Source organism: Halobacteriovorax sp. JY17 (genome assembly GCF_002753895.1).
Classification (GTDB): Bacteria; Bdellovibrionota; Bacteriovoracia; order Bacteriovoracales; family Bacteriovoracaceae; genus Halobacteriovorax.
Genome location: NZ_NJER01000005.1, coordinates 15,698 through 35,731, shown reverse-complemented (window position 1 = coordinate 35,731; position 20,034 = coordinate 15,698). Strand labels below are relative to the sequence as shown.

Below are 20,034 nucleotides of genomic sequence, written 5' to 3'. Positions count from 1 at the left end.
CCAGTAACTGCGAGAATCTTATTTGCTTTTGCGATTAGTTCAACGACTTCAATATTCATGATAACCTCCATGAATACTAATCGTAGAAAGGCTATAAGAATTTATACGTGGCAGAAGCCTAACTTACGATATTGAAACCGACCAATCGTTTTAGATTGAAAAGGTTTAATATCAGCACCGTTCTGAATCAACGTTTTCAAATTATCTATTGCAGTCTTATTACTTTGATGTGAGTTCGATTCTACTAAGTACTCATTTGAATGTAACAACTTCTGGGAAAGAATAACATTTCTCTTCATTTTTATAATTTGTCTATCCATATACTCAAAATATCTAGCCAAAAACAATGATGGGTTACTCTTTATAGATTGATTAAAACTTATCTCTTGGGAAATAATTTGCCCTTCAATAATATCGATATAATCTTTAACTAAATCCAAAAAGAATCCTCTCTTAAATATTTTTCATAATTAAGCCATGCTCATGATTGTTTACTTCAACTTGAATAATTTTAATGTTTTTATTCAAATTTCTAACTTCATTTATAATTTCTTCTTTATTCAATAAATTGTATCCCAAATAAACAGTTAAAATATCTTCTGGCGAAAAAGTATAGTCACAATACGTGTCAGTAGACATATCTGGCATTATAACTCTCCATTCCTCTTCGTTCTTCCAATCATCACTCTTAGAGTAAGAGAAATATTCAAATAAAGATTTCCAATTCTCGGGTTTTGATGCTTCATAACCTTTAACGAATAGCTCTGACAGAGAAGTGTACAATTTAGGTGGACTGTTATGGTATTTAACCTCTTTTGCGCATCTAAAAAAATTATCTCGCTCTACAGAAACTTCAAATTCGATAGCAATGCCTTTCCCCTTGTCAGCATAGTCGGACCACATTCTCAGGATATCAACTCTATGAGTTAGACAATTAATAAATGAGGTTTTCCTGTAATTTTCGAAAACTTGTCGAACTCCTTCGGAATAGCTTTTAATATTCTTTTCCAACAAGGGTCTTAAACCATTCTCAATCGCTTCCAAAGGAAGCTTGCCCAAAGTACCAGGAGGCAAAGAATTTAATGGATAGATATCAACATTTTTCATCTCATCTAAGATTTCTTCGTTGCTTAACTCTTGAAAATTTATATCTGGAATAAAAGATGAAGGAAGTAATTCATAAGGGTCATTAAACTGATCAGCCGTTTTAAAGCGAAGTCTTTTATTTTTAAGAGTTTCTATTCCCCCTGTATAATCAAAAAAGCGAAACAATGATTCTAATCTATCTGCTTCAAAAGTTTTCATAATATTTCCTTTCAACTTTTTGATAGAAAACACTAGCTCAATTAGAACCTTTACTTATTTTCTTTCAACAACTTATTTCCACCTTCCATTGTTTCAAAAGCGAAATCCTTTAAAAATTCAGGACAATCTTCAGTTCCAGTGGTCAAAATAATTTGGCCAAAACCTTTACTTGCTGCAACCTCTACAACTTTCTCAAGTACAACAGAATAGTTTTCAGAATCAATCCCATGAGTCTTCGGTGTGTCAATTAACAGAAACCTTGGTAATGGTATTTCTGTATCATCTAAGGAAAGCTTATATAAGGATAAATAATATAATAGTCTTTTTGATACTTTTGAACTTGCCTCCCTGTATTCCCCATAATTAATCACGGGCTCGTAGTTATCATTCAAGGTAGCTACCTTTACATCTGCAAGCGACCTTTTCATTAAATCCGTATAAATTTGATTGAAGGACATCCTTACCGTAAGAAGTTCTTTCTCAGCACTCGCTTCAAGCCCTTTTAATGTTGCTTTCTTTGATTTTAGTGAAATCTCAAGACGACTAATGGCCTTGGTAATCCGATCTCTTTCTCGCTCTATTCTTATTTGATTCTCTAAGTTTGATGTTTCAGACCTTAAACTCAAGATTTTATCATCAACCTCTGATAGCCTTGTGGTATCAATTTTCAATTCGACGTTTGCTAACTCTTGCTCTAATTTGTTTTTCTCTTTTTCAATAGCTTCTGTATTAACCTGAAGCTTTAACTTCTCGTTTAAAATATCTTTCTCACAAGTCGTCAAAGCCTTTTCTAAAGTATCTTTATTCTTTTCCTTCGACTTAATTATTTCAATATATTCGGTCGTATTATAGAAGAATTTTTCATATTCTTCTTCCATAACCGGAGTTCCACATAAACACTTGTTTCTTTCTCTTTGCACACGCTCTAAACAAATGGGGCAAGTATCTGGCGAAAACAAGGAAAGGTGCTGATGTGAAACAAGAATTTTATTAATCTGTGAAATTTCAAGAGAAAGATTACGATGTGTACGACTTAACCCTATTAACTCCTTCTCAAAATCTTGGATAGAATCACCAATCTTAAAACCCTCATTTAATAGTAAGTTGATCTTATTCTTAATCGCCTTTATTTTAGTATCTTCTTCTACTTTGGCGATAGGTATTATTTGGAGTATTTTTCTCTTCTTTTCAAGTTTGCTTAATTGCTCATTTTTTTCACTTAACTGTTTTTCTAAAGATTCTACATTAGGGAGATTATCTTTAACGGTAAATGTTTTTAATGTTTTGTCAAAAGCAGTCAATCCACCTTTCAACTCGGTTAGCTCACGCTCTTCTTTTTTTACCTCTCCTCTAATCTTATACAAGGAGGGAAATGATTTTCCCATTATCAATTCAAAAATTGCTTTCCTCATTAAAATTGAGTCTGAAATAAAATTGGTAGTTTCAGCTTCTTTATATACAGAATTTGAAGATCCTATCTGGTCCTGATAAAGCAATCTTAAGTAATCTAAAAAATTAACGCTCCAAGTATGAATTCCGAGGTTCATCTCTGCAACCGACAAGCTCAACTTACTCGCAATCCATAAAGGAAATGTTTGAGTACTGGAATCATTTCTAAAAATAGGAAATACTTGTGCTTCCTTTTTTTCAACATCAGTGACGATTACATCATTTTTCTCAATCAATCGTTTGAAAGTATACTTCTTCTCATCTATATCAACTTCTAACTCTACAAAATTGTTCGTGTCTGAGATAACTTGAATATGCTTCTCGTCAACTGAAGACTTAAAAAAGCTTGGGTTCCCACCTAAACCAAAATAAATTAGAGAAGAAAAAGTAGTTTTCCCATGACCATTCTGAGCCTCTAGAACATTTAGTCCTTTGCCCATTTCCGGAGATTCGTAAGAGTACGTATCTCCACTGTACCTTAATCTTTTTATAACTAAACTAGACATTTTCCAATCTCAAACTTGTGAAATGTTTTCTCTACAAAGCTCTCTAAAGTAAGAACATTCATCCTTTTAACCACTGAAGCTAAAGCTCTAAAAACATCTCTATCATAATCATATAAGTCACAATCCAATATTTTTTTTACACCTTCATGCTCTCTAAGAGAAACATCGAATACTTTTTTGCTTGAATCTGAAGTCAAGGCCAATATGCCGTTTTTCTCCATATTTATAAGCAATCTTTCGATTGTTGGATCTTTACCGATTGCCCAATAATACGCATCCAGCATTATTTTTCTCTCATCAATTGACAATATTGATTTTTCAGAACTATTTCTAATTCCAAGTTTAACCCAAATTGATTTAAATCTAGAGTCACCCATCACTGAAATTAGAAATGCAAACTTACGATGATCTTTAAATGTCTTCTTTCCCTCAAAGCATCCGAGCTCATCCAAAATGATTACAATTGAATAAGCCATAAGATAAAAGTCTTCACCGCTTATAAACATAAGCCTCTTTTTATTTCTTATCTTTGAACTAATTTCTTCCATCTTAACTCATTCAATCAAATGCTAAATAGCAGCTATCTACAAGATATAGTACTAATTCTTGAATAGACTTCTTATTTGTTACTATATAGGAGTAATCAGAAGCCTTTTCTTTGATATCTTCATAGGATTTTTCAACAAGTACCCTAATACTATCCGTAATTTCCTGTTCTGTCATTGACTCTTTATTTTTAACTAATTCATTTAGCTCTTCTTCACAGCAGTCATAAATTATATATAAAACAGCTTTTAGAGTTTTATCCTCATTATGCTCTTGTGTTTTAGTTAAGCCATTTGCAGCTCTTCTATTTATTCGATCCATGAAGTTTTGATCGGGATCATTTAAAACATCTCTAATTTTCTCTTCAATATTTCTTAAATCTTTTGGTTTTTCGACTTTTTCCCATGACATCCAAGATGGATCTACAAGACGCCTACTTCCATTTTTTAATTGTTCATAAACCAATTCGATACTTTTATTAGTAACATATCCTTTTGATGATCCCTCTAAATATTGAGTCTTTTCAACTTCTTCAAGCAATGCTGAAATAATTAATCCTTCTTTACCAATTAAATCATCACTATATTGAGGCAATGATTTAACTAAAGTTTCTACATCTTTATAAATCTCCTCATGGTTCGGTTCACCAAAGAAAAACTTTATCCGCCTAAAAAAATCTTTCCAGTTTTCAAGATCCCATTGTTTTATAGATCCCAAATTTCCATTGTATTTCTTTTTGGAGTATTGTGACTTGTATTCGTTTAATAATACTTTTGACAAAAGCTCAATTAGTGCATCATCATCAAATGCACCTCCATAACTTTCAACTTCTTTTCCATCAACAGTAGTATTTAACTTAGAAAAGACTGATTCTTCTGGGAACGAAAGTTCATTCTCTTTTGTAAATTTCGTCTCCCCCTCCTTTGTATATGAAGTGGAAGTATAGAACGTAAACAGAGTATTTGGATTAAAGTCAAACTGGTGAAGTGAGTCAATATTTATCACCAAAGTGTTTAATATTGCACTACTATTAAAGGTTAACTTGTTGTCCTCACCGTAATTTTTATCCTCTTCTAGATGTCTTTCGAGTTCGCCATCATTATTATTGTTTTCTAAACTGACATCCGCTTTTTTTCAATCGAGCACCAAAACAACGCTTCAGGATTCTCCAAAAAATGATTCAGCATAACCTTAATGGCTCTTAATTTTTGCAAACGAAACCCTGCTGTTTTATCACTTGGATCTCTATTAATTGTTTTCGTTGTTTTACTCATGTTTAACCTAATTTCTTATCGTCAAATGTATAAAATACCTATAGTTAAGTTTTCTTGACTCACTGTTATAACCCTAAAACCTTACTTAATTTTTTAACGTATTCTTTTACTTTTTCATCAGTCATTTGATCCTGATTATACAGCTTTCTTTTTATTGATGGATAATGTTCAATTCCAGGTATATTAAATTTACTCCAATCAGGGCTTCTTTTAGCAAATGTTACAAGAAACTCCTTGTCCGATGTTGACAGACTTTCGGCTACTGCATTAACTAATTTTTCTCTGGCATTTGTTAATTCTTCTACCGATGGTTCTTGTTCGGCCATCCCTACAAAATGGTCCTCGTACTCCTTTTTTATTTCTTTAAACTTTGGATTCAACAATTCATCTAATGGCCGACCATGAGATAATAGATAAAATAGAAATGAGTTTTTTACCTCTTCTGTAATTCCTTCATTATCAAGTAAATTTTTAACATCAAATAAGTCTCTTGGATGTTGACGATCTAGAGCTGCACAAATTTTACCACCATAAGTATCTGCTAGATTTAAACATTTCGCATCAACACTCTTTTTAAATTTTGATTGCGCTTTACTTGCGAGTGGAATAATTTCTGCCTGAAAAATTGACCCTCGAATTATATAATTTGGTTCTATCTTTACTTCCAGGTTATCCTTTCTTGCAAATAACTTTGACTCATTCTTATCCTTTAAAGGTTTATTGGGAAATACTGTTAAACCTAGTTTTTCTTTCAAGTCTTTTTGAATAATCTCCAATATTGAATGAATATTTTTAAAGGTATCATCCCTTGATTCTAAAGGAAGATAGCAGAGATCTATATCCACAGATAATCTTGCAAAATCTCTATGAAACAAATTTATGGCAGTTCCACCCTTTAAAGCGAATCTCTCATCTTTTAATGCAAATGGAAGTATCTCCAATAGAAGATCTACTGTTTTATTATAGTCAGTACTCAAAATGGATTCTCCTCTATTATTCGATCAACGGTTATGTTGTATTTTTTATCGAGAGATCCTCCTTCAACAACAACCCTTTTACCACTTCCTAGATCTATCTTTTCTAAATCTAATTTCTTAAAATATGGAAGATTCATTTTTTCGGATATGTAGAGAAATACTCTTTTAACTTTAACTGATTGACACTCTTCTAATATTTCCTGAAGAACATACGAGCGAAGAGTATTCAAAGATTCAGCATAGTTCTCAACGGTCTCAAGAGAATTCGAAAGATCGAAACTCTCGATAAGCTCCATTATTGCTAGCTCCCTCGTTGAAACATTCACTTTGTAACCGCCGGACGCTTCATGCTCGGTTAAATACTTTTCAGACTCTAGAAAACTAGATTTTCGAAATGATACTTCAAAATGTCCCCAGTACTCTTTTAGCCATTTGGGAAACACCCTGCTTTCGTAGCTTGTTAGATATATCTTATTTTTTTTACCCATTGAGAGGTAATGAGCATGGCCCTGTAATTCAAGAGCTGTTCTACCAGACACATGTAACATTAAATTCAGTTCTTGTTGTAAATATCTTATTACAGCATAAGGATTTGGCTGTTCATTAGCCTTTATGAAAACTCCAGGAACTATTTTGTCCAAGTAACCGCTCTTACAATACTTATAAGCAAGCTTACGATCTACGCCATATCCAGCGAGCCATTCAAGGCCATGAACATCTCCACTATTCCAATTTGATAATACTTGGTTTATTTTAAGCATAATATGTCGACTCCGAGGCGACTTTTTAAACATATGATAAACCGAAACAAGGTTTAAATCAAGTGCTAAATGTCGACTCCAGGGCGACATATGAAACTTATGATAAACCATATACGCTCTCTTTATCTTGACTAGACACTAATATACGATAAAATCGGTCAGTGGAATTTCAGAGAAATTCCACTGACGAACTTGCTGAGCAAGCGATTTTACCCAAAAAAAAGAAGATCTCCCTTTAATTCCAGCGCCTTAGCTTCTTTTTGAATTTATAGAACAAACATTACCCTTTTCCGTTGGAAGAAAGTTAAGTCCCTCAGTAACCCCTTTCTCCTCAATTCCGGCCAATCTGAGATACACAGATAAAGTTTTGAGATCTTTCCAACCACAGATCTTCATAACTTTTACTGGCTCCACGCCTGAACCTATTAATTGAGTAGCAAAACAAGCTCTTAAAGTATGAAAACGAATTTCAGGTAATCCGATTGAACGGCAAAAGAACTTTAGAATTTTCGCCTGTTCTCCATTTTTCCAAATATGAATTCTTGAAAGAACAAATTCGGACTTAGAGGTATTTTTGATCTCTAAAAATAGCGACTTCAATTCAGAGGATATCGGAACACTTCTCCAGTTCCCTGCTTTTGTATCTTTAAATTCTCCTGTTTTGAAATTATAAGAACGCTCAACTTTAATTATTCCTCCATCAAAATCGACATCTTCCCAGCGAAGAGAATAAAGCTCTCCATTTCTCATACCAGTCATAAGCGCCATGGCCCAAATAAAGTACCAACCATGCTTCCGCTCTTTAGCTTCATAAAGAAGCTTCCTAATCTCATCAGTTTTCAATATCTCCGGCCTTTTATCCTGCTTAATCGTGATCTTTAAACCATAGACAGGACTATTATGAATTCCTCTTATTACTTTTTCTTCTATGGCCCAGTTAAAAATCATATTAATTGTATTCTTAACCCTCTTTTGAAATGCCTTACTTCGGCCTTTATCAATAATGAGATTTAAAACTTCACGTCCATCGCCTCTAGTGATTTCTGATGCAGGCTTATCAAGCCAAACTTTAGTCCAACGATGTAACATTGAGACATAGTCCTTAATTGTTGATGGATTATAAGATTTTTCAAGATAAGAAGAGGAGGCGACCGTAGCCGCCCACTTACTAACAATCATCCTCCAGGTTAATCCATGCCCTTCAGCATGTGCCACCCTTTGAGATAACTGCTGAATAAGTTTCCTCTCTTTTCTTTTTGCTTCTGCCTTTGTTAGTAGACCGTTGATTCTTTTTTGGAAGCGGATATGTGGCATAACATTACTTCTTATATTTACATAAACAGAATAATTAATTTCAGTCTTATCCATCACTTTAGTTATTGCCATTACCACTCCCTTAAATCAAAGAATTTTCAATCAATTGATCCAATTCTAATTTTTTAAAATATAGCCTTCTTCCCCATTTTCTCTTTATAAGAAGTCCTTTACTCACTAATTGCCAGATGGCATTTCGAGTCTTACCAAGGTACTTCGCTGCTTCATCTGTAGATAACCAAGACTTATTAATATCTTTGACACTATTCAAATAGACCTCCTTATAAATTAGGAAAACCAATTAGGCTCGCTGTAATCTCCTCATATTCTTTGACCTCTCCATCATTAGTCGTAAATTCTCTAATTTCTTTATAACCCTGAACGAAAACTTCTTTGCCTTTTTTAAGATATAAACTACAAAGTTCAGCCTGCTTTCCCCAAACAACGACTTTATTCCAAATGATCTTTTTCTCATCATTAGTAGTTGCTATCGACAAATGACAGACTGCCTTTTTATTTTTTGTATATCTTAGATCAGGCTCTTTCCCTAATCGGCCAACAAACAATTGCATTATATTTGTATTCATAAATCTGACCTCTCTTTAATTTAAATTGAGCTTCTTTAAAAGATACTCACCAAGACTTAACTTTAAATTATTCTTAGTATTGTATTCGTCAAGACTTCTTTGAACCTTTTCCATTTCAGACAACGAGTTTTCTTGAAGCTTATCAATATCTTTAATCGTAAGCTTTTCAATCGAAAATAACGCAATATCTTTAAATAGAACCTCACCGCCATGATGCTTATCATTAACCTTTATTAATATATCTTGGACAAGTTTCAGTTCATTCTTATTCTTACTTAAATCAACAAAAAACTTCGTCTGCTCTTTATTTAAAACATACTCAATCTTCACATTTTTAGGCCTTCTACCTCTTTTCTTCTTCTGACTCTCTTCTATCTCTTTTTTCTCTTCCACCATTTTTATTATTCTCCCACTTTTAATTTAATTCCCACCTTCGCCCCATTATTATTTCTAACAATCAATTGTTATTAGCTATTATTGACCACATCCTCGTAACTCGTGGAGAGGGGGTGGTCAAAAATCGCGTCAGATAACTATTTGATTAGCTTAGAAAAATGTATATGGGGCGAAGGTGGGTGTAACTTCAAGTAACAATTCACCTTACTTCTTATAACCCTACTCACCGAAGATATCCTCAAAGCTCACGTTCTTACCTTGAAACAGACACTGAGCATCTTTGAAGTTAAATCTTGTTGGTGTTAGATTAATATCAAAGAGTAAAATGACCTTTCTTCTTACTTCATCATTCATACTTTCTAGAATCATTTTATAAGCTCTATAGGTTGATTCCTTATTAAGGATATAAATAACGTAAGAATAATAGACACTATTCGCATACTTGATAAGCTTATCCGAAACTCTCGACTTGCTTTTCTGATGTAGCTCAACTTCTATGGCCAATGAATATTCTCTTCCATTCTTTTGACCAAAAATTAATCCATCGGGCTCAACATCTAACCCGCGTCCGAAACATTGTACTTGACCAGTTTTAAAATTCTTATACTCGATCAACTTAGTAACAATATTTGTAGCAATCAGATCATGATTCAAGCTGTCTTCTAGATCGTCAAAGCTCACTCCATAAGGACAAATCTCAGTTCCTTTATTAGTAAGTGTTATAAATTTTCTTTTATTATTTCCTAAAATACTTCTAACAAGTCCTTCTGATTCAAGTTTCTTTATTTTTCTACAAAATGTTGCATATTGAATCCCAAAGCTATTGAGTTCATAAAGCCCTCTCATGGGAATGATCTTCCATCTACCAACTTCACTAAGAATATCAATATAACCATCTACAAGGTGAAAACTAGTCATTCAAAGGCCCCTTTTCTTCGTCACTTACTGGTTCATTAATTTTCTCTTGAAAGATTCTTTCGTTAATCCAGTTATTATATTCATAGAACTTAATATTCTTATTAATTGTGTCCTGATCAATATACTTAACATTTATAAGATCAATTCTTGTTGGTTGCTGACGCAAGAGAATACACTGTCCTACATTTAGATTCTTGATGATATTTGGATGAACAATCAATTCTTCGACTTTTCTTTGTGATCCAAGGTCTAACTCTTGACCGTCTTCAATTCTTACAGTCTTCTTAGTTGACTCCATAGTTCCAATTGAATTGGAAATATCTTCCGCTGCTTCCTGCATTCTTTGCTTCATTACATACCAGTTTAAAGAGTTTTCAAAAACCTGTTGGCAAAGGTCTGGGTTAACTTTATTAATATCGCTAGATGTCTGAAATGCTGAAGTTATTTCTATCTTGGCCCCCCTACACTTATTAAGAATTTCAACGAACTCATCTGTAATAACTGCTGAAAGCTCATCTATATAGAGACCTAGAGGCTTCAAGATATTCTTAGAGGCATGGGATATATTTCTATATGTGTTATAAACACTATAGTTAATATCCCCTAAGATAATCTTTCCTATGGCCCTAGCAGTTTCAGCGTAGCCAAGAACAGAAAGACCGATGTAGACACATTTCCCCTCTTCTCTTAATTGATTAAAACTATAGGCGCTATCTCCTCCTAAGATCTCCCCAAAGTCTGAATTGACAATATTATCGAGCTTAGTTATTAACCCCTCTATCTCAGCTCTATTAAGAATTAACTTTCCATTCACCTTCTTCTCAGATAATTCTAAGATCATTTCATAAATACTTTTAAGCGTTACTGGGGATTTCTTGTCCTTTAGAAATTTGACTGAGATCTTTAGAGCTTGCTGAGATTTGTTTGCATAGAACTCCTCACTCCATGTAAAGCTTCTAAAAATACGATCTGCGATATGATTAATGCTTCCATCCAACACTGGGTTAAGACTTAGCTTATTATCTTTATCGTAATACTCAGAGAATATTAAATACTCCCTCTTATTCATTCTACAAAGGTCAATAAATCTTTCTAATGACTCATTATCTCCTTTAGGATCAAGATAAATAACAGGTTTTCCTTGTCTCATATCATCATTCATAAGAGCATCAAGAAGAACTGACTTTCCAGAACCACTTGCACCAACAACAACAGAGTGCTTAGATTTATTAATATCAAGACTTTTAATCTCTCTCTTCGATGTAATAGAATAACCAATAGAATCAAAATCGCTTGTTGTCTTACTTTTTAGTAAATCATCTCTCTCAATCTTCTCAATATCAGGAACTCTATTTTTTAAAATATACTTTTCAAATACCAATATTACTCCTTTGCTTAAAAGCTCTATTCCTTTTGTAATTACAATGGACAAAAGATCTACAACTGGAAGCATAAAGTCTCCAAGTCCGACACTCTTCTCTTTTCCCTTAATCACTTTCTTTATCTCCTAAGATTTCATCGTATGCATGTTCAAAGATTTTGAATGAAGGAATATAGTACGTCTTACTTCCCTTATGTAGATATCTCTCCTTAGATTCATACTTAATGACGTATTGTTTTTTAATTTTTCCCTTAAGCTCTTTTGGTAGATCTATTGTTGGTGTTTTATAGACTCCTTCATTTGAAAGATTGGCTTCTATCTTAAGATCACCAAGATCCAAACCTAGTGAATTTGGATTCAATGAACTCTTGTCTTCAAGCATATGGTTTAATTTTTGATTACGTGGATCGTCCTCAAATAGAGCGTAACCAATTAAAGCAGTAAGCCCTGCTCCTAAAACTCCAAAAATTGCTGCATTTGCACCTCGACTTTCTTTATCTGGACTTAACGCATAACCTGAAGCTGCACCAGCTAGCCCGCCGCTTAAAGAGCTATAAAGAATCGTTTTCTTCATTGATGAACACGACGATAAAAGAAAACATGCCCCGACTATTATTAACAATGATCTTTTCATAACTTCACCTTCTTTTGAAAAAAGATAAACACTTCTTTCCCTGAATTTATCAGAGCAATTTGCAAGTTCTTCTCACTTGAGTTCTTAACTTTTGAATTAACATTACCGCCAATTCCCATAAGTCCCGATAAAACTTGATTCTTACCATTTATCTGATTCACTTCACCATATGGAGTTATAAGCCTGTCTTTTGTGGCTCCTAAAACTCCTTCAAAGAAAGAAGCAAAACTGCTGGTTAAAAACTCTTTCTCAGAACCATCATAGAATTGATCTGCGATGATACCTTCTGCTCCATCTAGATCCCATAGCTCTGCAACAACCTGAAATTCATCTTCGCCACTCACGATTAAATCACACTTACCAATGACTCTTTTTCCAAAACTAAGACCTTTACACCGAACCTCGGCTTCATCAAAGTACTCATTGTCTTCAAGTCTAATAATTAAAGTAGTTCCTCGTCTGTTAGTTGCTAAGACTGAATTAAGTAAGACTCCTCTTAATCTAGTTAATGATGACAAGTGATCTTCTTGCTTTCTTACTAGAACCTTCTTTTCACTATTTACTAAGATGTCAGTAATGCTCCTATCACTTGCTTCAATACTTTTTAATATTTTACTTAAATCTCCTCCCTTCTTTTTAGACTTTCTTGTTGATGAGTGAGTAGATTTAACCTCATCTTGAATTTGATACTCATAGCTACTATTTAAAGCACTAAAGCCGGCCAAACAATTAATTGGCAATATCAATAATATCCACCTCATAATGCTCTACCTTTGTAATAAACTAACTTCTCATCCACCCATACAGGAGGACCTTTTGAAATAAACTTCTTCTTAGATATGTAGAAGTCATTAACTTTTAGCTTCTTTCTAGCTTTGTTTACGATTAGTAGTGATTTAGGACACTCAAATAATTGATATTTTTTTGTTTCTTTAATTATTGAATATAGCCCACAACTCTTAGCGTCCATTAGGACAATATCTTTATTTGATAGCGCCTCATCATACTTAATATTGAAGTGGTACTTTCCATCTTTTTCAAAAACGATAAAGTTTCTATTAATATCCTTTCTTTTTGCTTCTATGACTAAACTCTTTCTTTTATTAAGTTCATAGATTTTAAAATCTCCTTCTTGGCCTCCAACATAATCAAACACTTTTGTCGGAAAAGTCATCGCTGTGAGATGTGCCATTGATAGGAAGATGGTAAATATTTGTTCTTTAAAAATATAATAGATCATAGTTGATACCTCGAACTGACCTTCCTCTCCTTTATATCGATAAGGCGATATAGATGAGCAAATCTAGTATTTTTCTCAAGAGCAATCTGATACCTGCGAACTCCTTTAGAATCTGTTGTAAAAACGTCACAAGAAAAGCTGTCAATCATTTTAACGAGATGTATTCTTTCAACGTTGAAACTCACTTTTTCAAGATCCTTAACCAATTTATTATTCATGAGATCTTTAACAGGACTATTATTCACGATACTTTGCATACCGTAATAACATGCCTCAAAACTACTATACTTAACGCTTTCCTCTTTTTTGTTCAGGACGAGAACTTGTACGCTTAGAATTAGTATGTTTGCTATTATCCCTAGTACTGCGATAAGCATTACTGGTCTTTTGATTCCTTGAATTGCGTGTTCTATGCTGATTAACTTCTCTGGCCCCTTGTGGACTTGATTTCTTTTTAGCATTATTAACCTCTTGTTTGTTTTCTCTCTGTATTGACTTATTAGTTGAATTTGCTTGTGATTGTCCCTTACTTCCAGTCTTTGAGGAATCTTCCTTAGAGCTTGTTGATTGAGAGTATTTTTTAACGTCACCACGACTAGTACTAAAAGAACTAGATGAATTTTTAGAGTTGCCTGTACTCTTACTTCCTTTAAGTGAAGACATAGAACTTTTAAAGTTGCTAAAACCTTTACCCGTCGCACCTGCCCCGAACTTAATAGCTCCTTTAGCAAGGGCCATTTTTGGACCAAGAACGCCACCTGTTGCTAAAGTTGCTCCAGTATTTAACGCCTTTGAGGGTAAACTTTTAATAAAATTCCCACCAAGAAGAGCTATAACTCCCCCAGCTTGGGCTATTCCAGACCCGTTAATCAGCATCATTGTAATGAATGGAGTGAATGCAATAAAGAGTGTCATTATAAATAAAAGTGCCGTTCCGCTCGCACTTCCACCTATGACTTGCCCAGCTTGATATCCAGTATTAATTTCACTGCCAATCATAGATAAAATAAATACAAGGACATGAGGAACAATCAAACACCATAAAAAGCTCAAAACTCCTCCTCGTAGAACATTTCCCATACTGAGAAACAGATAAACGATACAAGGGATTCCAATTAATCCATATCCAAGATAATAAACTAGTGAATAGACGACTTTTAAAAGAATGAAACAAAGCTGACTGATGAAATACACACTTACAGTAAAGCCGTCATTTATAAATGAGCTAAAGAAGTGGTACTTAAGAAACTTTAATCCACCATCAATCATAGATGAGTTCTTAAAGAATTTTCCATTATCTTGCTTTCCAACAGTTCCTAAGTAATTTCCTGCCTCAAACATATCCATTAATAGTATATTTACTTGTTTTTGCTCCTGAAATCTTTCATTAGCTGCATCTATTGAATAACGGATAGATGATTTATAGAATCCTGTCACACTCGTTAGAATCAATACTGAAACTAAGGCCCTCTTTACCAGATCAAACACATTCATTCGGTCAAAATACTCCACCAAACAGGCTAGAATAAACATTCCAGGAAGAAGAGCTAGAAAGAAAATTCTGTAATCCTCTATAAGCTTATCTAAATCAAAACTTGTTATCATCAATAGGTCATAGATTGAGCTATTCAAAGTTGTCCCTCAGTCTCTAAAAGGTCACTTTCTGATTGAGATATACCTATCCAATTCTTATAGAATGCTTCTCTTCGTAATTTTTCTTTTGTACTTCCTTTCTTTAATGCAATATCAACTTTCTGATACTCGATATTATCTCTTCTTATTTTTGCTAAGACCTTAGAAGTCATCGCTGTATTCATTGCAGTATTTTGAACATGCTTACTCATACTTCCTTCACTAGCACTTAATAGCTCTTGATTATGGGCCTCATTCTCATCTTGCATAGAATTAGCGATCTTCTCCCAATACTTATTAGAAAAGTTTTCTGCTTGAAATAGATCCATCGCCATAAAGTCGATATTTGATTTAAGACCTTTCAAGTTCATCTTCAAACCAAACATGACTTGATTAACTTCTTTTAATCCTCTTGGGTCCATCTTCCCTACTGCGATAATATCTCTAGAATGTTGCTCTATTCTTCTTGCTATAAAGTATCTCCGCATGGCCAAGAAATTATACTTATCGACCTTCTCACTCGCTTTTTTGGCCACCTCAAGAATCTTCATAGTATTTGTGACTGTACTCGCTGTATTTGAGACTAAGGTAATCAAAGCAGCAGTATCACTATCAGGCATAAAAAATGTTGATGCGTGAACTTGAAAGTTTAGAAATAGTGCCAATATGAAACTACGCCATCCCATGATGTAACCTCACAAATGAATCAATAGTTTCCTTGTTGGAAGAAAAGTAATCTCTCTTGTCTTTTAAGAACTTAAAAAAGTTATCGCTTTGACCTGATTCTGTATGAAAAAGCTCTAATTCGAGTGGGGATAGAAAAATTCTTAAGATTTTCTTATAGAGCCCATCTTGAGTCTTAAGATAACATTCTGAATATTCTCCTTTTCGGTACTGCAAAGAAGAAATTCTTCCATTATCAAATTCACTTACCTCTTTATCCTCAATAAATTCTTGAGGAAAAAAGACCTTAAAATAGGAGTTATTAGTAATAGATGAATAAAGATCCTTACCAAGACAAGAAAAGTCAGCAAGGCCTTGAGAAATAGCAATTGGAAATGCTCCCGACTTTCTAAATGTCCTAAAACATTCATCTATATACTCACCATGATCTTTTAGAAACTTCCAACATTCATCAAATACTAGAACCTTCTCTGGTTCAGGAATATTTTTAAAATACTCTAGAATATAAATGATAAGAGGAGCTATTTGTGAACTAGGATAATTTTCAATATCAACGTACAGAAGGCGTTTAACTTCACAATTTGATACTGTAATGAAATCCTTTATATCCTCGAAGTATAAACCAATCCCCTTAAATGATGACTCTAAATGAGATAGAAGATCAAAGAATGAATTCCCTTGATAATTGATCAAGAAAGCTTTTATTTCTTTAAGTAGCAACCCCTTCTCTAATCTTTGAAATTTCTCTTTATCAACTGCGGATAAGACAAACTCTCTTAAGTAATAGGGACATTTAAAATCAAGAGGATTAATGCCTGATTCTAGATTATGTCCATTGTGATAAGTACAGATTTTCTTAAAAGATCCACCCTTATCTAAAATAACAGCAGGATGCTCTGAGATTAAGGCATGAACTATCTTATTTACAAAAACAGACTTTCCTCCACCTGTTGAGCCTGTAACTAGCATATTTCGACTCTTAAACTCCTTTGAGAAGGGATTAAAGTAGATTTCCTTCTCAGAGATATCATTTAGCTCAATTCCCTCACTCATAAATAGGCTTTCACTAAATGGTATTAAAAATTTAAGATGACCTGTTTTATTTGGAATAGAGCGGTACTTAAAACTAGGTCTTACACCCACGATGAGATCTCTAAAGATTTGAAACAAACCTGACTTATGAGAACGAATACTATGACCTTCGATAAAAGGTGTTATTCCCTTTATTTTTAAAGATGAAATTAAGTCAAAAGTTCTGATATTTAGTGTTTCTAATGACTCCTCCCCAACTATGAAAAATAGCTCCATATCAAAAATAGACTCTTCTCCGTGTGTGATATCTTGAATTAAATCTTCTGCTTGCGCGTACGCCCCCTCACTTTCAAAATCTCTTTTAGCCTTAAACTGCCCTGCTCCATGAGACATTCTAACTCGATCTAGAATCTTAAGAGCTTTCTCGTTTTCTTTGCGTCTTATATTTAGAATGTAATCAAAACCACGAGGGAGAAAAAACTCATCTATTTCATCCTCATTAAATGATTTAACAGAAATAATTCGATGGTACTTTCCGTTATAAAGAATATAGTCATCATATATACCAATATCTGAGAAGATATCGGCCTCCTCAAAGAAGACCTCCATAGGCTCATTACAAGGATAAATCTCTAATCCGACTTGAGGGTTAAGAATAGATGCATTTAAATAATTCTCCCCCTTTAAGTGGTAGAACTTATAGCTCTCCTTTGAGGAGAGATTATTTAGATTCGATTCAATATGATTAAATATATTCAAAATCTCGATACCATCTTTTTGTTCAAGATCATGTCCTTTCAACTTATAGAAATAAGATTTATCACCGGAGGTAGATATAATCTCATTTCCATCTATTGAAGCGATAGGAAAGCTGTATCTACTCATTTCAATTCTCCTATTTTATAATTCCACTTAATAATCCTCTTGGTGAATAAAGCTTCAAAGAATCCTTTCTCTAATCGAGTAGTAATAAGTTTAGTTATGATTAACAGTCCAAGGTTAATGCACATAATTTTCCATCCTGAAATTTTCAGATTAGACATAATTAGATAGTTAAGGCCCAAAACCATCAGATCAGTACGACTTAAGGACGCAAGAATCCTTGCTCTCTTGTTTAAGAGAGCTGGATAAGAAGAGTTTTTCATAATTTCTCCTAACTAAAGCTTTGGCTTAATGTTGATATTATCTCTAATCCGACATATGAAATAATCGCGAGAGCAAATATAGTTCCCACCTTTGGTAAGTAAACATCCTGTTTAAAGTACGAAAGTATGACGAATAAAATCAGAGCAGCTCCAGCAACAGCGTTTGATAGTGGAATAAGATAGTTATTTGTAATTGTCTCAAATCCATTCTTAAGCTTTGTAAAGGCATAGACATTTCCTGATGGGAGCAGCAAGCTCCCCATCAGAATAAATGACACGGTAGTAAAGTATTTTGATATATCTAATATTTTCTTTTTTATTGTTTTCATTATTTCTCCTTAATTATGAAAGTTAGAAATCACGCTTGTAATCCCTACCGAGAACATTTGAACCAGATGTTTACGCTCACCTCTACTAACAGTACTCCAATTAACAGTACCTCCCCATTCTCCAAAGTTTTGAGATTCAACTGATAACGGCCATTTATTACTTCCGGCCAAGAAGCTAACCAGTCCAGGACACTCGTAAGAAGCTTTTCCACTCATACTAACGAGCTTAACGCCATTAAAAGTACTCTCTCTTAGTGCATTAATTTTTAGCCCCAGTAAGTTTTCATCTGTATTTGATATTTCATGAATAGCATTGATATTTCTCATACTTATAGAGATGCCCACATCGCTCCATGAGAGAGAAACCTTCTTGTCGTTTATCAAATCTACTAGCTTATATTCTGATCCATTAACAATAAGATAAATTCTTGAAATTTCTCCTCCTAGTTCTTTACTAAAACTTAACTTAGTATCTAATTTTTCAAAGATATTAAATGAGACATCGCATTTATAAGGAAAGCTCACACAGTTATGACGACTTCCACATCCTTGATTTCTAAATACATCAGTCCAATGTTTAATTTTTTCACCAAAAAGACTTTTAGATTCAATAAAAAAAGAAACTTCTGAATTGGGATATATATTTCCAAGAGTGTAAGTTTGAAAGTGATCAGTGGTCTTTACTTCATTGCTATAACTAAAAATCTTTTCATCTACCTGCGATGAGAGGTCCTTCCCTAAAACATATGAAAGAGAGATTACATCTTCATTATTAAAATCATGTTCAAGATAGTGCTTATTCAGTCTATTGGTAAAAATAAACCAATTTCCCTTCTTATCTAATGTTCTTAACTCATTAAGATACTCATACTTAGGAAGATTACCTTGAAATTGATTGATACTTTTAAGTTTCTCATTTTCAATAACAAACTTTTTACCAAAAAGAGTATTCAATATTTCACTGAACTTCACTCCCTTACCAACCGCCACATAATCAACCCTTGTTTCAAGAGGTGTATTATAAACGACAGGAACTGTCTTATGAGCAATACTCGCGGCTAATGTCCGATAATCAATTTTAAGGTTTGGAATTTCATAATTTGTAAGCTCTGAGATAATAAACTCACCTTTTTTGAAATAATTCTCTGAAATTAGCTTTGGGTTCACATTCTCAAACTTTATTGTCACGACTTCATTCACACCAGATATAATATTTCTCTCTACTGTCTCAGAGTGAATAATTTCGTAACTTTCAGACTCATAGTTATAGAATCTAAAAGTTAACTCTGGGTTAGAGACTTGTTTGAAATCACCACTCGGATTTAACTTTATTGAATTTTCAAGCTCTACTGAGACATTTGTAATGACAAAAACTTCTTCATTAAAGTACTTACTATACTTCATTACATTTTCTTGAAAGAATCTTTGATCAATGTCTGGATACTTGACCCACGATAAATCATGCTCTTTATATTCTCCCCAACTATGGTCAGAGAATTTCCCAATAGATGCTGCTGCTCTATAGCTATTTTCCCGTAAGAAGACATTTCCAACTCTATATTTAAAGTCTGGGTTGTTTGCTCCCACTTTTGTGTCTATTTCAAACAAACCTTCATTACCAGTAGTAAGATCTTTGTAAGAAACAGAAATTTTATAGTTTTGTAAAAATCTAACCATAACTCCTGGAAGATCTGCAATAAGAGGGTTTCTCCCAATATTCTTTTCATCTTCATCATTCATCAAATCGCCATCTGAATCATAATTCAGACTTATAGTATCAATCCTTCCTTCTAGTTCTGTTACTTTCTCCTGCTCAACATCTCCATCAGTCTTAACTGAACAGGAAACTAGATTAATCGTTATCAGTAAAAATATAAATAACTTCATTTATTCTCCAAAATAAGTATAGGAATCCCTCTTGGCC

General features: G+C 33.6%; 22 protein-coding genes. All 22 read right to left on the bottom strand.

The genetic code is table 11. The features are described 5' to 3' along the window. Positions 1-101 precede the first annotated feature (101 nt). A complete protein-coding gene (locus tag CES88_RS16635; RefSeq protein ID WP_290737023.1) occupies positions 102-320 on the bottom strand; it encodes a hypothetical protein in 219 nt (72 codons plus the stop codon). Between the two features lie 133 nt (positions 321-453). Beyond that, on the bottom strand, positions 454-1,305 hold the full coding sequence (locus CES88_RS16630; RefSeq protein ID WP_290737021.1) for a DUF2971 domain-containing protein: 852 nt from the start codon (positions 1,303-1,305) through the stop codon (positions 454-456). 50 nt (positions 1,306-1,355) lie between these two features. Continuing rightward, positions 1,356-3,260: an AAA family ATPase gene (locus CES88_RS16625; RefSeq protein ID WP_290737019.1), complete on the bottom strand. Its 1,905-nt coding sequence runs from the start codon at positions 3,258-3,260 to the stop codon at positions 1,356-1,358. Continuing rightward, positions 3,248-3,808 carry a hypothetical protein gene (locus CES88_RS16620; protein ID WP_290737017.1) on the bottom strand — a complete coding sequence of 187 codons (561 nt, stop codon included), beginning with the start codon at positions 3,806-3,808 and terminating at the stop codon, positions 3,248-3,250. The genes CES88_RS16625 and CES88_RS16620 overlap by 13 nt, the downstream gene beginning before the upstream one ends. Before the next feature lie 10 nt (positions 3,809-3,818). Further along, positions 3,819-4,811: a hypothetical protein gene (locus tag CES88_RS16615; protein WP_290737016.1), complete on the bottom strand. Its 993-nt coding sequence runs from the start codon at positions 4,809-4,811 to the stop codon at positions 3,819-3,821. Positions 4,812-5,145: 334 nt separating this feature from the next. Continuing rightward, a complete protein-coding gene (locus CES88_RS16610; RefSeq protein WP_290737014.1) occupies positions 5,146-6,057 on the bottom strand; it encodes a nucleotidyl transferase AbiEii/AbiGii toxin family protein in 912 nt (303 codons plus the stop codon). Further along, on the bottom strand, positions 6,054-6,818 hold the full coding sequence (locus CES88_RS16605) for a type IV toxin-antitoxin system AbiEi family antitoxin domain-containing protein (RefSeq protein WP_290737012.1): 765 nt from the start codon (positions 6,816-6,818) through the stop codon (positions 6,054-6,056). The genes CES88_RS16610 and CES88_RS16605 overlap by 4 nt, the downstream gene beginning before the upstream one ends. A 249-nt stretch (positions 6,819-7,067) precedes the next feature. After that, the gene (locus CES88_RS16600; protein WP_290737010.1) at positions 7,068-8,204 is read right to left on the bottom strand and encodes a site-specific integrase; all 1,137 of its coding nucleotides are present in this window, start codon (positions 8,202-8,204) and stop codon (positions 7,068-7,070) included. Between the two features lie 10 nt (positions 8,205-8,214). Beyond that, the gene (locus CES88_RS16595; RefSeq protein ID WP_290737008.1) at positions 8,215-8,403 is read right to left on the bottom strand and encodes a helix-turn-helix domain-containing protein; all 189 of its coding nucleotides are present in this window, start codon (positions 8,401-8,403) and stop codon (positions 8,215-8,217) included. 10 nt (positions 8,404-8,413) lie between these two features. Next, a complete protein-coding gene (locus CES88_RS16590) occupies positions 8,414-8,719 on the bottom strand; it encodes a single-stranded DNA-binding protein (protein ID WP_290737007.1) in 306 nt (101 codons plus the stop codon). 15 nt (positions 8,720-8,734) lie between these two features. Continuing rightward, positions 8,735-9,115, bottom strand: coding sequence for a hypothetical protein (locus CES88_RS16585; protein WP_290737005.1), 381 nt, complete (start codon positions 9,113-9,115; stop codon positions 8,735-8,737). Positions 9,116-9,334: 219 nt separating this feature from the next. Next, positions 9,335-10,033: a hypothetical protein gene (locus CES88_RS16580; protein ID WP_290737003.1), complete on the bottom strand. Its 699-nt coding sequence runs from the start codon at positions 10,031-10,033 to the stop codon at positions 9,335-9,337. Further along, positions 10,026-11,528 (bottom strand): DUF87 domain-containing protein, encoded by a 1,503-nt coding sequence (locus CES88_RS16575; RefSeq protein WP_290737001.1) that lies wholly within the window; start codon positions 11,526-11,528, stop codon positions 10,026-10,028. The genes CES88_RS16580 and CES88_RS16575 overlap by 8 nt, the downstream gene beginning before the upstream one ends. Further along, positions 11,521-12,048 carry a hypothetical protein gene (locus tag CES88_RS16570; RefSeq protein WP_290736999.1) on the bottom strand — a complete coding sequence of 176 codons (528 nt, stop codon included), beginning with the start codon at positions 12,046-12,048 and terminating at the stop codon, positions 11,521-11,523. Before CES88_RS16570 ends, CES88_RS16575 begins: the two co-directional genes overlap by 8 nt. Then, positions 12,045-12,794: a hypothetical protein gene (locus CES88_RS16565; RefSeq protein ID WP_290736997.1), complete on the bottom strand. Its 750-nt coding sequence runs from the start codon at positions 12,792-12,794 to the stop codon at positions 12,045-12,047. Before CES88_RS16565 ends, CES88_RS16570 begins: the two co-directional genes overlap by 4 nt. 11 nt (positions 12,795-12,805) lie before the next feature. Beyond that, on the bottom strand, positions 12,806-13,288 hold the full coding sequence (locus tag CES88_RS16560; RefSeq protein WP_290736995.1) for a hypothetical protein: 483 nt from the start codon (positions 13,286-13,288) through the stop codon (positions 12,806-12,808). After that, a complete protein-coding gene (locus CES88_RS16555; protein ID WP_290736993.1) occupies positions 13,285-13,545 on the bottom strand; it encodes a hypothetical protein in 261 nt (86 codons plus the stop codon). The genes CES88_RS16560 and CES88_RS16555 overlap by 4 nt, the downstream gene beginning before the upstream one ends. Positions 13,546-13,576: 31 nt before the next feature. Then, the gene (locus CES88_RS16550) at positions 13,577-14,920 is read right to left on the bottom strand and encodes a hypothetical protein (RefSeq protein ID WP_290736991.1); all 1,344 of its coding nucleotides are present in this window, start codon (positions 14,918-14,920) and stop codon (positions 13,577-13,579) included. Beyond that, complete coding sequence (locus CES88_RS16545; RefSeq protein WP_290736990.1) at positions 14,917-15,585, bottom strand: hypothetical protein; 669 nt, start codon at positions 15,583-15,585, stop codon at positions 14,917-14,919. The genes CES88_RS16550 and CES88_RS16545 overlap by 4 nt, the downstream gene beginning before the upstream one ends. A gap of 7 nt (positions 15,586-15,592) precedes the next feature. Continuing rightward, entirely contained in the window at positions 15,593-17,521 is a 1,929-nt protein-coding gene (locus CES88_RS16540; RefSeq protein WP_290736988.1) for a type IV secretion system DNA-binding domain-containing protein, read from the bottom strand. A gap of 268 nt (positions 17,522-17,789) precedes the next feature. Beyond that, complete coding sequence (locus tag CES88_RS16535; protein ID WP_290736986.1) at positions 17,790-18,110, bottom strand: hypothetical protein; 321 nt, start codon at positions 18,108-18,110, stop codon at positions 17,790-17,792. Between the two features lie 9 nt (positions 18,111-18,119). Beyond that, positions 18,120-19,997 (bottom strand): hypothetical protein, encoded by a 1,878-nt coding sequence (locus CES88_RS16530; RefSeq protein WP_290736984.1) that lies wholly within the window; start codon positions 19,995-19,997, stop codon positions 18,120-18,122. Positions 19,998-20,034 lie beyond the last annotated feature (37 nt).

Excerpts from the sequence above, each read along its gene's own strand:
- CES88_RS16635 (WP_290737023.1), bottom strand. The coding sequence starts at position 320 with ATGGATAGACAAATTATAAAAATGAAGAGAAATGTTATTCTTTCCCAG.
- CES88_RS16630 (WP_290737021.1), bottom strand. The coding sequence starts at position 1,305 with ATGAAAACTTTTGAAGCAGATAGATTAGAATCATTGTTTCGCTTTTTT.
- CES88_RS16625 (WP_290737019.1), bottom strand. The coding sequence starts at position 3,260 with ATGTCTAGTTTAGTTATAAAAAGATTAAGGTACAGTGGAGATACGTAC.
- CES88_RS16620 (WP_290737017.1), bottom strand. The coding sequence starts at position 3,808 with ATGGAAGAAATTAGTTCAAAGATAAGAAATAAAAAGAGGCTTATGTTT.
- CES88_RS16605 (WP_290737012.1), bottom strand. The coding sequence starts at position 6,818 with ATGCTTAAAATAAACCAAGTATTATCAAATTGGAATAGTGGAGATGTT.
- CES88_RS16600 (WP_290737010.1), bottom strand. The coding sequence starts at position 8,204 with ATGGCAATAACTAAAGTGATGGATAAGACTGAAATTAATTATTCTGTT.
- CES88_RS16590 (WP_290737007.1), bottom strand. The coding sequence starts at position 8,719 with ATGAATACAAATATAATGCAATTGTTTGTTGGCCGATTAGGGAAAGAG.
- CES88_RS16585 (WP_290737005.1), bottom strand. The coding sequence starts at position 9,115 with ATGGTGGAAGAGAAAAAAGAGATAGAAGAGAGTCAGAAGAAGAAAAGA.
- CES88_RS16580 (WP_290737003.1), bottom strand. The coding sequence starts at position 10,033 with ATGACTAGTTTTCACCTTGTAGATGGTTATATTGATATTCTTAGTGAA.
- CES88_RS16570 (WP_290736999.1), bottom strand. The coding sequence starts at position 12,048 with ATGAAAAGATCATTGTTAATAATAGTCGGGGCATGTTTTCTTTTATCG.
- CES88_RS16560 (WP_290736995.1), bottom strand. The coding sequence starts at position 13,288 with ATGATCTATTATATTTTTAAAGAACAAATATTTACCATCTTCCTATCA.
- CES88_RS16555 (WP_290736993.1), bottom strand. The coding sequence starts at position 13,545 with ATGCAAAGTATCGTGAATAATAGTCCTGTTAAAGATCTCATGAATAAT.
- CES88_RS16540 (WP_290736988.1), bottom strand. The coding sequence starts at position 17,521 with ATGAGTAGATACAGCTTTCCTATCGCTTCAATAGATGGAAATGAGATT.
- CES88_RS16535 (WP_290736986.1), bottom strand. The coding sequence starts at position 18,110 with ATGAAAACAATAAAAAAGAAAATATTAGATATATCAAAATACTTTACT.
- CES88_RS16530 (WP_290736984.1), bottom strand. The coding sequence starts at position 19,997 with ATGAAGTTATTTATATTTTTACTGATAACGATTAATCTAGTTTCCTGT.